The sequence below is a fragment of the Kordia aestuariivivens genome, from assembly GCF_014397005.1.
Lineage (GTDB): Bacteria > Bacteroidota > Bacteroidia > Flavobacteriales > Flavobacteriaceae > Kordia > Kordia aestuariivivens.
In genome coordinates this window covers 15,517-27,700 of sequence record NZ_JACGWS010000011.1, presented here as the reverse complement: position 1 = coordinate 27,700, position 12,184 = coordinate 15,517, and the positions used below count along the sequence as shown (strand labels likewise).

Sequence of the window (12,184 nt, the reverse complement as noted above, 5' to 3'; positions counted from 1 at the left end):
ACAAGATATCCATGTTCTTAAAAGTGATTAATTACTTTTAGTTACATTAAAAAGAAAGCACCATTTTCAGCAATGAAAATGGTGCTTTTACTTTTTTAGTTACTTGCAGAAATATCTAATCCATTTGTACTATTTATAGTGATAGTACTATGTGTATTTAAAACCCAATCAAACGTTGGTGCAACACCAGTAGCAATTACTTCTTCTTTAGCATTTGTTAGTGATTGTGTTGTAGGATCTTTGTATTCTAATACTAATCCGTTCAAGTAAATATTTGTAGCATTTCCATACTCTACAAACTTTGTCTCACCAGCATCTAAAGAAAAAAACTGCTCTAAAGAAGGTTTTTGAATATTTGTTCCTTGACGAATTAATAATGTCACATTAATGTAATTTTTTGATTTGTTGTGAAATGTCTTTCCAGCCATGATTAAAAGTGTTTGTGGTTAATTATATCAAATTTATAACCTAAAGATTGAAAGTTTTAACGTACAAACACGTAATTAAAAAATAAGGTATTATTACTAATAAATTGTTTTTCAGACTATTACAATAATAAAAGGCATCATAATATGATGCCTTTTATAAATTTTTGAATAAATTATTATTACTTAATCTCTTTCATTGCATTGTCAATTAAGGTTTTCAAGTGCATTTTGTGCGCTTTTGTTCCTAAATCTCCAAGATTGTTTGCTGCAAATCTTCTGATTGTTTTTAAGTTGTAAATCGCCATAGATTTAGCAACATTGCTAAAACGTCCGCTTACTTTTCCTGTCAACATTTGAATTAACATGTCTGTATATGCTAACTGTAAGTTCTGTCTGAATGAATTTACAGAAGTATTAATATCTGCATTGAAAATAGCTTTGTTCAAGTCTCTCATATATTCTGGAAGCTTGTATTCATTACCATATAATTCAGAATCTACAATACGTTGTAATGTATTTGGATGTAATATGTGATATAAAACGCCCATTTGTCTACGTAATGCTGCACTGTGAATTTTTGGATCTTCTGGTCCACCGAAGAAGTTAAACCCTCTACGTTGTCTTGCTAAGTGCGTATATAAATCTTTTGGAACATCATTTGCGTTTGGTGCAAACAAATAATCTTTTAAAGCTTTCATCGCTCTTTTTTGGTCAGCATAACTTACAGGCGTGTATGGTTGTGTTCCACCAACTTGTCCTTGCATAGCTCTATCAACATAAATACCACCAATAAAACGAGAGATTACATTTAAAGCACTTGATTTTTGACCTTGTAAGATGCTATACGCAACTACTAATTCTTGGTATGATTTTCCGTAATCACTGTACTTTGTACGTAATTTAGCCGTCATTTCATTCACCAAGTTGATTCTATTTACAGAATATGTAATTTGATCATTTGATAAATCGCCTACCATTACTCTTGGATCAATTGCTTTCCCAGGACTTCTCATGTCATCCGCATCATTTCCGAAGATTAATTCTGGTTCAGTTGATCTTTTTAAGATGTCATCTAGTTCTTTATACGTCGTTACAGGCTTGTACCCGAACTCAATTGCCCAAAGGTCATAAGGTCCTAAAGTCGTTGTAAAATAGTGTCCTTGTTGCGTTCTATCGTTTGTTACGTTAATAGCTTCGTAATCCATTACAGAACCTGTTAAGGCTTTTCCTTGAATATAATTTTTATCGGCTAATTGAGCAGGTGAGTGCAACTGACTAGACTTCATGTTATGGTTTAATCCTAACGTGTGTCCAACTTCGTGCATAATTAAGTGTGTCAATCCTTCGTTTCTCAACACTTCTTTTTCGTCTTCAGATGCATTCATAAGTGTTAATGCCGTATTTCCGAATACACTATTCTCATGCATTAAATGTCCTAAAGAACAGTAGTTGTATTGCTTGTTGAATTTTTGCAACTCGTTTTCAGCTTTGTCAATATCTTCATAAGAGAATGCACTCATTGTTTCAAACAATTTGTCATAAATAACTCTATTTGTTTGATGTACATATTCTAACATTACATCAGCACCTAAAATTTGTCCAGTTCTTGGGTTTACGAAACTTGGTCCGTATCCACCGAATGGAGGTCTTGGAGAAGATGTCCAACGCAATACATTGTAACGAACATCACCTGCGTCCCATTCTGCATCATCAGGTTGCACTTTGACAACCATTGCATTTTTAAATCCTGCTTTTTCAAAAGCTATATTCCAACGCAACACACCTTCTTTTATAGTTTCTCTATATTCAAGAGGTGTGGTGTTTTCAATCCACCATGTAATTGGTTCTACAGGCTCAGAAACTGCTGCTGCAGGATCTTTTTTCTCTAAGTGCCATCTGTGGATTAAATCTTTATATGGTGTAACGCTTGGCGTTGTCATGTTGGTAACTTGTGTAGTAAAATATCCAACTCTTGGATCATCATATCGTGCCATATATGTATTGTCTGGCACTTGAATCAAACTGTGATTTACTTTAATAGTCACGTTTCTTCCATCTGTTACTGCGTTCGATCCACCATTTAATACAGAAGGTTTAGAGTATACATACTCAATTACTAAATCTGTATTCTCAGGATAGTTTTTAATCGCGTTGATTTTAGTTTTTCCTTTATCTAAGTTTCCTAAAGAAAAAGAGAAAGGTCCACGACCTGGAAAACGTGGTGGCTTTATTTGAGATAATGTTTCTTTTAAGAAGATGGCATCTGCTTTAATTAAATACAATCCTTTTTCTTTATCGGTAGCTTCAATCTTCAAACTTGCCATTACACCTTCACTAATATTTGCTTCGGCAGATTTTGACAATGCGCTATTAGGATCAAAATAGTAAGAAGTATTTTTGGCAACGAATTCTATTTTATTAAAATATTTTTTCAGTGTAAATATTTTAGAACCTCTATAAGCACCTCTAAAAGCACCAACTTCTGAAACTCCGTCTTTTATTTGACTGAAATAAATAAATTCTTTTTCTAATTGTTCTTTGGTAACAACCATTTGAAGACTTCCCGTAATAGTATCTTGATAGATCGTAAATAGACCTTCAATTTTTTTGCTTTTTTTGGTTAAATCAGCAATAGATTTTTCAGTAGATTTCTTCTTTGGTGCTACTTTTTCTGTATCGCCTTTCTTGTCTTTATTTCTTTTTTTTCGTTGTGCATTTGCATCTGGAGTAGCTAAAAATGCAAACAACAATAATAAGACAAAGAATACTTTGTTTTTTGATTGTGGTTTAAATGTCATATTTCTTTTTATTTATTAGGATGGATTAATTAAGTCAAAAATAACTTTTTGAATGTGTTTTATTTCTTAAAATGAAGTTAAAAAGAGTGTAAAGGCTCTATTTTATTATAAAATGTGAATATTTTAGAACGTAATTAGTTGTGTTCTGGAAAAAAGAACGACTAAATAGTTTTTATGATTGTAAAAAAGTATATTTTTCACAAGGATATAATGTGCCAATATGAATCGTTTTTTGCTGATATGTTTGTTTAGTTTTTTGGTATATTCTTGCACGAATACGACTTCGCAAGAATACACTATTACTGATATTACAAAGATTCTTGATAAGGCTGAAGAAGATTTGTTAGCGTATCAAGGAATTGAAACCGATTCTATGATGAAACTTCACATGGAGTATTTTCATAAAGCAAAAACCTTCAATGATTCGGTACATTTGTATCGCGCACATTATTATTTAGGAGAATTTTACCAAAGTAAAGGAATTTACAAAGACGCCATGTCTGAATATGAAAAAGCACTACAAAATATTTCAGACGATGCTGATAGCGCACGCTACATTCAAACAAAAATTGCCATTGCAACAACCGAAATAGAATTAGGTAATAAATACAAAGCAGGAAATATTTTATTGCATATATATGAAGTTGCGCATCGAAATAAACGAACCCGGCAATTGCTCAATATTAATGGAAATATGGAGATTTTGGGCTTGGAACTTAAAAATTATAGCGAAGCCAAAGAAACTTTCAAAGAAGCTATTGCTACAATAGAAGAGGAAAAACTAATCGAAAATGATGCAACTAACTATGTAGAAGATTACATTAATTATCACATGTTTTTAGCCAAAGCATATCAAGCAGAAAAAGAGCTAGATTCTGCGTTATTGTACATTGACAAAGGAATTAACATCGCTGATTATTACAACGATATTGAAGGAACAGCGTATTTATTTGAGTTAAAAGGGAAAGCATATACTGCAAAAAAACTTTTCCCAGAAGCATATGAAAACTTAATAAAGGCAAAAGACATTTTTGAAACGTTAGAAAATAACAAACAAGTTTCTAAAATCATCTATTTATTGGCAGATTATCATGTTCAAAAAGAGGAATATTCAGAAGCATTGGCGTTTTTGGAACAGATGGAAACACGTTACAAAGAAAAAAAAGTGTTAATTACTGATTATTATGACGTTTTAGTGTTGAAAGCTGCTGTTTATAAAAGCACGAAACAGTTTGAAAAAGAATCGATATACCGACAAAAATCAGCAGACATAAACGATAGTATTCTCGCGGACGGAAATGAAGAAACGGTGATTCAAACCACGACTAAATATGAAATAGAAAAAATTAAGAATAAGTATGAAGCACAACATCAAAAAGATAAAAAACGGTTCTATATTTTTCTAAGTATTGCCATTGTTGTGGTCGGGGTTTTTGGTTTTTTATTATATAGACAATTCAATAAAAAAAGAGCAGAAGTTATAAGTAAACTAAAAGGTGCAGACAAAAAAGAACCGCAAAATGCTGTAAAAAGCGATAAAACTGTGGATGAGATTCTTCAAAAATTAAAAAACCTTGAGGCACAAGAATTCTACTTAAATCCAAAGTATAATTTATATGCAACCGCTAAAAAAATAGACACCAATACAACCTATTTATCTAGTATTTTGAATTCGCATAAAAAGATGACTTTTACAGAATATTTAAACAATCTTCGCATTCAATATACACTTGCTAGGCTCGAAAATGACAAAAAGTTTCGTATGTATACCATAAAGGCAATTGCAAAAGAAGTTGGCTATAAAAGCCACGGATCATTCTCACGCGCATTCAAAGCCAAAACAGGCGAAAACCCTTCTACCTATCTAAAAAAAGTACGTTAAAAAGGCTGTTCAATTTATAAAATAGCAATACTTTCTTAGCGTTCATTACATACAGTTATGTATCTTGGTTTAAACTAATACATATTCTCATATGAAAACGCAACGAAAATTTTTAGCCCTCAAAAAAATACAAATAGCAAAAATAAATTCATTTAGTATCATTGGTAAAGGAACCATTGCAAATTCTACACTGCCATGTACGATACAAGAATCAAGAACTCCAAAAGGAGGAAGAACACAAACTGATTCATATCAATTAGATTGTGAAACTTCAGTTTAACAAAATTCAAAATTCATTAAAAAGCAAAAAGGCTTCTGAAATTTTCAGAAGCCTTTTTTAATACGAATATTTAGTATCAAAAATTTATGATGCTTGGCTATCGTCACAAGTATACACCTGTGGACATCCAAAAATTTGTTGACAATAAAAAGGTCCAGTAACACGTCCTGCACAATCGCATCCACATCCAACACCAGAACCTAATCCGATTCCGCCATTAATTTGACTTTGCTTCTCTTTAGAAATTTCTGAAACTCCCTTGATGTTTAAAATGTTTTTTTTCATGATATTTAAATTATAAATTGTCCTTACTCTATTAAAGGTTTTTCAGGATCCACCTTTTTGATTGCAATAAATGTATACACATATATGTAGATAGGAAAGAGGAGTATTCATCGATTTACAAATTACAGCTATTCATTTTATAAAATAAACATTATAAAATGTTGCTCAATGTATTGCTATCACAAGTAAAAAGGCTTCTATAATATAGTAAGAAGCCTTTTTGTAATCTAAAATATAGTTTCATTAATAGGAACCATATTTAATTCACTTTTCAGAAAGTTTATATATCATTACCACAAGTGTATACTTGTGGGCAAGCCATAATCCATGGACAATATTTTGGTCCTGTAACGCGTCCTGCACAGTCACATCCGCATTTGGAAATGTCCCAACCAGCACCACCATTAATTTGACCTTGCTCTTCTTTAGAAATTGCTGAAACTCCTTTGATGTTTAAAATGTTTTTCATGATATTTAAGTTTTAGATTGTCCGTACTCTATTAAAGGTTTTTCAGGATCCACCTTTTGATTGCAATAAAAGTATACACATATATATCGATAGGAAAGAGGAGTATTCGTTGATTTACAAATTGCAGCTATTCATTTTATAAAACAAACACTATGCAATGTTGCTCAATGTATTGCTATCACAAGTAAAAAGGCTTCTTTTATATAAAAAGAAGCCTTTTTGTAATCTAAAATATAGTTTCATAAGTTGGAACCATATTTAATGTGTTTTTCAGAAAGTTTATATGTCGCTACCACATGTATATACTTGTGGGCACGCTATAAACCATCTACAATATTTTGGTCCTGTAACACGTCCTGCGCAATCACATCCGCATTTTGATAAATCGTATCCAGCACCACCATTAATTTGACCTTGCTCTTCTTTAGAAATTGCTGAAACTCCTTTGATGTTTAAAATGTTTTTCATGATATTTAAGTTTTAGATTGTCCGTACTCTTTTGAGGTTTTTCGGGTACCACCTTTTGGTTTTATAACTGTTGCTTAAGTAAAAAAATGGCTTCTTAATTTTTTGAGAAGCCATTCTTTTCATTTAAATCATAGTTACTTTATGTAAATCTATAATTCACTAAAATTTTTATCTGTCATTAACAAGTATATACTTGTGGGCAAGCCATAATCCACGGACAATATTTTGGTCCTGTAACACGTCCTGCACAGTCACATCCGCATTTGGAAATGTCCCAACCAGCTCCACCGTTAATTTGACTTTGCTCTTCTTTAGAAATTGCAGAAACTCCTTCGATGTTTAAAATGTTTTTTTTCATGGTATTTAAGTTGTTTAGATTGTCCGTACTCTTTTGAGGTTTTTCGGGTACCACCTTTTGTATCATAAAAATACGACTCGTATTTCAAAAAAAAAAGAGCGCGATAGGGAGTTTACAAATTATGGCTGTTCAATTTATAAAACAGAAAGGATAAATTCACTTGAAAGTATAGGTGTCAAAAGCAAAAGTGCTCTATATTTGCCACGTCTAAAAATAACCATTGATTTTACAAGAATACACCAAAGAATTCGCTTATAATTTAAAGCTTGCATCTCCAATAATTTTGGGAATGCTTGGGCATACATTTGTAAGTTTTGTAGATAATGCAATGGTTGGACAACTGGGAACAGCAGAATTGGCGGCGGTTTCTCTAGGAAATAGCTTTTTATTCATTGCAATGTCGATTGGAATCGGATTTTCAACAGCAATTACCACGTTGGTTGCAGAAGCAGATGCAGCAGGCGATAAAGCAAAAGTAAAAGGCGCACTCAAACACGGTTTGATATTGTGTACCATCATTTCAATGATCGTTTTTATTGGTGTGATGATGGCAAAACCACTCATGTACGTCATGGATCAACCCAAAGAAGTGGTCGATTTGGCAATGCCGTACTTAAACTTAGTTGCTGCTTCCTTAATTCCGCTAATTATATTTCAAGCGTTTAAGCAATTTGCAGATGGTTTATCACAAACAAAATACGCTATGTGGGCAACATTATTGGCAAATGTGGTCAATGTTGTCATCAACTACTTCTTAATTTTCGGAATATGGATCTTTCCAAAATGGGGCATTATTGGCGCAGCAATCGGAACCTTAGTTTCGCGTGTGGTCATGTTAGTATTTATCTGGTTATTATTGCGATACAAGAAAAAATTTAGAAACTATGTGACTAATTTTAACTTTAAAGAAATAAAAAAATCTGTACTTGAAAAGATCATTTCATTAGGTTTTCCATCTTCGTTACAAATGTTTTTTGAAGTCGCTATTTTCACGGCAGCTATTTGGTTGTCTGGTATTTTAGGTAAAAATTCACAAGCAGCAAATCAAATAGCATTAAACTTATCTTCCATGACGTTTATGGTGGCAATGGGATTAAGTGTTGCGGCAACGATTCGTGTCGGAAATCAAAAAGGATTAAAGCGTTTTCCTGAATTGCGTAGAATTGCCCTTTCACTATTCTTATTAGTATTGATCATTGATATTGTATTCGCTGCCATGTTTATGATATTTAATACTTGGTTTCCAACATTATATGTCAATGAAACGGATGTGGTAAACTTTATAGACAATCAAGAAGTAATAGCTATTGCAGCCAAATTATTATTTGTTTCTGCATTTTTTCAAATTTCGGACGGAATACAAGTCGTTGGTTTGGGTATTTTGCGCGGTTTGCAAGATGTGAAAATCCCGACTTTAATTACATTTTTCGCCTATTGGATGGTTGGTTTTCCAACTTCCTACTATCTCGGATTGCACACTGAATATAAAAGTGCAGGAATCTGGATAGGTTTGCTAGCGGGACTCACCGTTTCGGCAATATTATTGTATATTAGATTCAATTATTTATCAAAAAAACTTATTAATAATCAAGCTACTTATGGAGTTTCCTAAATTTTTACTAGGCGATAATACCGATTATCCCGATGCAATCTTCATCATACATACCGAATTTCCAAGATTTATCATCAACTTAGAAAATGACGAAGTGGAATGGTTAGAAGAATTCGATAAAGAAGATGAAAAAGAATTGGCTACAGAAGCTGAAGGTTTATTTCAAGATGCAAACGATTTTTATGATCGTGAATTATCACGTTACGACGATTAATATTTTGACATGATCGATCAACTCATCAATTACGACAAAGAATTATTTTTATTCTTAAATGGACTCGGAACGCCCACTTGGGACGGCTTTTGGATGTTTATCACGGATAAATATTATGCAATTCCGTTGTATGCTTTTTTGTTGATTCTCATCTTAAAAACACACAAAAAGAAAGAAATATTCTTCACGTTAGTATTAGTTGCGTTGTTGATTACAATTACAGATCAAACCGCAAATCTATTCAAAAAAACACTCTTTTTACGCCCGAGACCTTGTCATACTGCGGATTTAGTTGATCATATGCGATTGGTAAAATCGTATTGTGGTGGACAGTTTGGCTACTTCTCAGGGCATGCGTCAAACGCGATGGCACTCGCAACGTTTGTTGGTTTGGTGTTACGGAAACATTATAAATACATTGTATTCATCTTACTCTTTTGGGCAGCATGTGTTGGCTACAGCCGAATTTATATTGGTGTACATTTTCCAGGCGATGTCCTCACAGGAATGATTGTGGGTGGTTTTTATGGCGGAATGATCTTTAAACTGAGACAATTCTTGATAAAGAAATACGCTTAAATTTTATTGGTTTTACTTTTGTCGAAATTTCAAGTTATTGTTAATGAATTGATAATTTGTGCCTTAACTTAAATCTATTTCAGTAATTTTATGACATAACCAAATAAATTTATATCATGAAAAAAAGTAATCTTAACACATTAAAACTTAACAAAAAATCAATTTCAAATCTGCGTAGTGTTGCTTTAAGTGGTGGTACAAACAGATGGACAAATGACTCTTGGTGTGCTTGTGAAACTGAAAGAGACTGTACAGACACAGAATGCCATACCGTTTGGGATTGTGAATTGTAGAAAAAACAAATATCATAAATTAAGCGAGCTTCGGTTCGCTTTTTTTATACAATCATTACAAGTAATTTAATGAAGTTCGGTGTAAAAAAACTATTCATGCTAACATTTGTAACGCATTGATATTGGTGAATTTATGAGAAAATTCTACGAACCATCTTCAGGTTCATTTTCTTTTACTAAATTAGTTTCTTGTATACACAACTAAATACAAACGAATACGCTGCATTCAATTATGGAAACCGAAACCTCTATTATAATCTCGTTAACTACATATAAATTAATTTCCCTTTTAGTTGGTCTAATGTCAATATACCTAGGTTACAAACTATTTGCCAAAGGTATTTGGGGACAAGCAGGAGATTTAGATATAAAATTTAAAGACAATCAATTAATTCTTAAAAAAGCTGCTCCTGGAACTTTCTTTGCGTTATTTGGAGCAATAATAATATCTGTAACCATCTGGAAAGGATTAGATTTTACTAAATACGCTGATTCTAACACTAATAAAAATACAGAAATAGAACAACTGGATAGTCAAGACCTACCAGATGAATCTCCAATTTAAATACTAAGCTATGAAATACATTAAATGGATAATTATACCAATATCTTTAATAATAGTGTTTGGTTTCACATCGCATATTATACAATCTTCAAATAACCATAGTGAGCTATATACTAAAGGAAATAATGCATATAAGAATAAAAACTATGTTGATGCATTAAAATATTTATATTCTTATAAAGTAATTAATGAACAAAAATTATCAAATGAACATAAGGATTTTTTAACAAAACTGAATAAAGCAATATTGGATTGCGAACGTAAGTTGCGCCAAAAGTTAATTGTTATTAGGGAAAACGAAAACCAAACAACCAGAAGTTATTTTAACGGAAATGGCTACGAAATTCCTGAATATTTAAGAGAATTTGTCAAAAATCAAAACCTTGATAAACCAGTAACAATTTTAGGTGGCATAGATAGTAAGTTACCAGAAGCTTATAATGAGTATTTGAAAAACGCAAAATTAAATGGCTTAGAAAATATCAATTTTGTAATAATGAAAGACAACAAACTTGTTATCGATCAAACTGCCTTAAGTAAATATTTGGATGATAATAAGGAAAACAAGCCACAATTAGAATCCATCAATAAAGCTATTGAGTTTCAATTAAATTACCAACAGATTTTATTAAATAAAAAACAGAATGTAATAAAACAGGAAGGTAATTAAAAGGTGTATTTTTTGTTAATCTTTATCTAATCGAAAAATATTAAGAATTCAACAACTCCAACAACTGTTGTGCCGCATGAAATGGAGAAATTGTACTATTTTCAGTCGCTTTCAAATAGTCGTCTAAGACTTTTTTTACGTTTGAGTTATTATAAAAGTTATGTTTCAAGCGTTCTTCAATAGTTTGTAGTAACCAAAAACGATTCTGTTGCTTTCTATGATTTTCAAAATAACTATTTGCTTTTGTAGTTTTATGAAATTCAGAAATTAGTTGCCAAACATCGTCAATTCCTTCTTGTTTCAAAGCAGAAGCTGTAATCACTTTAGGAAGCCATTCAGACGCTTTCATCGGATATAAGTGTAATGCGCGCTTAAATTCGGTTCGCGCCATTTGCGCACGCTTTACGTTATCGCCATCGGCTTTATTAATCACAATTGCGTCAGCCATTTCAATAATTCCACGCTTAATTCCTTGCAATTCGTCTCCGGCGCCAGCCAATTTCAACAATAAAAAGAAATCCACCATACTATGCACGGCAGTTTCACTTTGTCCAACGCCGACAGTTTCAATCACAATCGTATCAAAACCACAGGCTTCACACAAAATAATCGTTTCACGGGTTTTTCGGGCAACACCACCAAGCGAATCACCAGAAGCGGACGGACGAATAAAAGCGTTTTCGTCCTTTACCAAATCTTCCATGCGGGTTTTATCGCCTAAAATACTTCCGCTAGAAATTGAACTACTTGGATCAACTGCTAACACGGCAACTTTTTTGCCCAAACCTGTCAAATGTTTTCCAAACGCTTCAATAAAGGTGCTTTTTCCAACACCTGGAACGCCTGTAATTCCGATTCGGATCGATTTATTAGCATGTGGTAAACACTTCTCTATAATTTCAGTAGCTTTCGCTAGATGCGTATTATTTTTGCTTTCTACAAGCGTAATTGCTCTACTCAACGCAACTTTATCCTGATTCAAAATTCCTGTAACCAATTCATCTACAGAAGGTTGTTTTCTTCTATTCTTTTTAATAGATGCCACAGAATCTTTGCTGATAAAATCTGGTGGTGAAATACCGTCTTTTTCATGCAAGGCAGATGTATGTTTTGGTTTTGAATTCAAGTGTGTTTATATAATTTTAAATTGTAATACCATTTACCATTTGAATTTACTGTAATAAAACACCCTTTTTCCCCTTCTTCTTCACTAAAAAAAGAAACCGTAGCTAATGCTATGATTTAATTTTTGAGTTTGAATAAAGAAAAAAATCATTATTTTA

Annotated in this window: 14 protein-coding genes; 7 read left to right on the top strand and 7 right to left on the bottom strand. The window is 32.5% G+C overall.

All coding sequences use genetic code 11. From position 1 onward, the window contains the following. Positions 1 to 95: 95 nt before the first annotated feature. Positions 96 to 428 carry a hypothetical protein gene (locus tag H2O64_RS16920; protein ID WP_187563398.1) on the bottom strand — a complete coding sequence of 111 codons (333 nt, stop codon included), beginning with the start codon at positions 426 to 428 and terminating at the stop codon, positions 96 to 98. A gap of 179 nt (positions 429 to 607) precedes the next feature. Then, on the bottom strand, positions 608 to 3,226 hold the full coding sequence (locus H2O64_RS16915; RefSeq protein WP_187563397.1) for a zinc-dependent metalloprotease: 2,619 nt from the start codon (positions 3,224 to 3,226) through the stop codon (positions 608 to 610). A gap of 220 nt (positions 3,227 to 3,446) precedes the next feature. Between H2O64_RS16915 and H2O64_RS16910 the strand changes: the two genes are divergently transcribed. Both H2O64_RS16910 and H2O64_RS16905 read left to right on the top strand, forming a co-directional pair. Further along, the gene (locus H2O64_RS16910) at positions 3,447 to 5,108 is read left to right on the top strand and encodes an AraC family transcriptional regulator (protein WP_187563396.1); all 1,662 of its coding nucleotides are present in this window, start codon (positions 3,447 to 3,449) and stop codon (positions 5,106 to 5,108) included. A gap of 91 nt (positions 5,109 to 5,199) precedes the next feature. Beyond that, complete coding sequence (locus tag H2O64_RS16905) at positions 5,200 to 5,388, top strand: hypothetical protein (protein WP_187563395.1); 189 nt, start codon at positions 5,200 to 5,202, stop codon at positions 5,386 to 5,388. An 84-nt stretch (positions 5,389 to 5,472) separates the two neighbouring features. Here H2O64_RS16905 and H2O64_RS16900 read toward each other — a convergent pair whose 3' ends face one another. The 4 genes from H2O64_RS16900 to H2O64_RS16885 all read right to left on the bottom strand — a co-directional run bounded on the left by H2O64_RS16900 (position 5,473) and on the right by H2O64_RS16885 (position 6,968). Next, positions 5,473 to 5,673 carry a hypothetical protein gene (locus H2O64_RS16900; RefSeq protein ID WP_187563394.1) on the bottom strand — a complete coding sequence of 67 codons (201 nt, stop codon included), beginning with the start codon at positions 5,671 to 5,673 and terminating at the stop codon, positions 5,473 to 5,475. 280 nt (positions 5,674 to 5,953) lie between these two features. Then, positions 5,954 to 6,142 (bottom strand): hypothetical protein, encoded by a 189-nt coding sequence (locus H2O64_RS16895; protein WP_215907190.1) that lies wholly within the window; start codon positions 6,140 to 6,142, stop codon positions 5,954 to 5,956. 279 nt (positions 6,143 to 6,421) lie between these two features. After that, complete coding sequence (locus H2O64_RS16890) at positions 6,422 to 6,610, bottom strand: hypothetical protein (RefSeq protein WP_215907189.1); 189 nt, start codon at positions 6,608 to 6,610, stop codon at positions 6,422 to 6,424. Between the two features lie 178 nt (positions 6,611 to 6,788). Then, a complete protein-coding gene (locus H2O64_RS16885) occupies positions 6,789 to 6,968 on the bottom strand; it encodes a hypothetical protein (RefSeq protein ID WP_187563393.1) in 180 nt (59 codons plus the stop codon). 220 nt (positions 6,969 to 7,188) lie between these two features. Here H2O64_RS16885 and H2O64_RS16880 point away from each other — a divergent pair, with 220 nt between their 5' ends. From H2O64_RS16880 to H2O64_RS16860, 5 genes are all read left to right on the top strand, one after another. After that, positions 7,189 to 8,580, top strand: coding sequence for an MATE family efflux transporter (locus tag H2O64_RS16880; protein ID WP_215907188.1), 1,392 nt, complete (start codon positions 7,189 to 7,191; stop codon positions 8,578 to 8,580). Then, positions 8,567 to 8,794 carry a hypothetical protein gene (locus H2O64_RS16875; protein WP_187563392.1) on the top strand — a complete coding sequence of 76 codons (228 nt, stop codon included), beginning with the start codon at positions 8,567 to 8,569 and terminating at the stop codon, positions 8,792 to 8,794. Before H2O64_RS16880 ends, H2O64_RS16875 begins: the two co-directional genes overlap by 14 nt. A gap of 9 nt (positions 8,795 to 8,803) precedes the next feature. Next, positions 8,804 to 9,373, top strand: coding sequence for a phosphatase PAP2 family protein (locus tag H2O64_RS16870; RefSeq protein ID WP_187563391.1), 570 nt, complete (start codon positions 8,804 to 8,806; stop codon positions 9,371 to 9,373). 594 nt (positions 9,374 to 9,967) lie between these two features. Further along, positions 9,968 to 10,231 carry a hypothetical protein gene (locus H2O64_RS16865; protein WP_187563390.1) on the top strand — a complete coding sequence of 88 codons (264 nt, stop codon included), beginning with the start codon at positions 9,968 to 9,970 and terminating at the stop codon, positions 10,229 to 10,231. 10 nt (positions 10,232 to 10,241) lie between these two features. Next, positions 10,242 to 10,901, top strand: a complete 660-nt coding sequence (locus tag H2O64_RS16860; RefSeq protein ID WP_187563389.1) for a hypothetical protein — start codon at positions 10,242 to 10,244, stop codon at positions 10,899 to 10,901. 40 nt (positions 10,902 to 10,941) lie between these two features. Here H2O64_RS16860 and meaB read toward each other — a convergent pair whose 3' ends face one another. Next, entirely contained in the window at positions 10,942 to 12,027 is a 1,086-nt protein-coding gene (gene meaB / locus H2O64_RS16855; protein WP_187563388.1) for a methylmalonyl Co-A mutase-associated GTPase MeaB, read from the bottom strand. Positions 12,028 to 12,184: the final 157 nt, after the last annotated feature.

Excerpts from the sequence above, each read along its gene's own strand:
- H2O64_RS16915 (WP_187563397.1), bottom strand. The coding sequence starts at position 3,226 with ATGACATTTAAACCACAATCAAAAAACAAAGTATTCTTTGTCTTATTA.
- H2O64_RS16920 (WP_187563398.1), bottom strand. The coding sequence starts at position 428 with ATGGCTGGAAAGACATTTCACAACAAATCAAAAAATTACATTAATGTG.
- H2O64_RS16870 (WP_187563391.1), top strand. The coding sequence starts at position 8,804 with ATGATCGATCAACTCATCAATTACGACAAAGAATTATTTTTATTCTTA.
- H2O64_RS16865 (WP_187563390.1), top strand. The coding sequence starts at position 9,968 with ATGTCAATATACCTAGGTTACAAACTATTTGCCAAAGGTATTTGGGGA.
- H2O64_RS16860 (WP_187563389.1), top strand. The coding sequence starts at position 10,242 with ATGAAATACATTAAATGGATAATTATACCAATATCTTTAATAATAGTG.
- H2O64_RS16905 (WP_187563395.1), top strand. The coding sequence starts at position 5,200 with ATGAAAACGCAACGAAAATTTTTAGCCCTCAAAAAAATACAAATAGCA.
- H2O64_RS16900 (WP_187563394.1), bottom strand. The coding sequence starts at position 5,673 with ATGAAAAAAAACATTTTAAACATCAAGGGAGTTTCAGAAATTTCTAAA.
- H2O64_RS16910 (WP_187563396.1), top strand. The coding sequence starts at position 3,447 with ATGAATCGTTTTTTGCTGATATGTTTGTTTAGTTTTTTGGTATATTCT.
- H2O64_RS16890 (WP_215907189.1), bottom strand. The coding sequence starts at position 6,610 with ATGAAAAACATTTTAAACATCAAAGGAGTTTCAGCAATTTCTAAAGAA.
- H2O64_RS16875 (WP_187563392.1), top strand. The coding sequence starts at position 8,567 with ATGGAGTTTCCTAAATTTTTACTAGGCGATAATACCGATTATCCCGAT.
- H2O64_RS16895 (WP_215907190.1), bottom strand. The coding sequence starts at position 6,142 with ATGAAAAACATTTTAAACATCAAAGGAGTTTCAGCAATTTCTAAAGAA.
- H2O64_RS16885 (WP_187563393.1), bottom strand. The coding sequence starts at position 6,968 with ATGAAAAAAAACATTTTAAACATCGAAGGAGTTTCTGCAATTTCTAAA.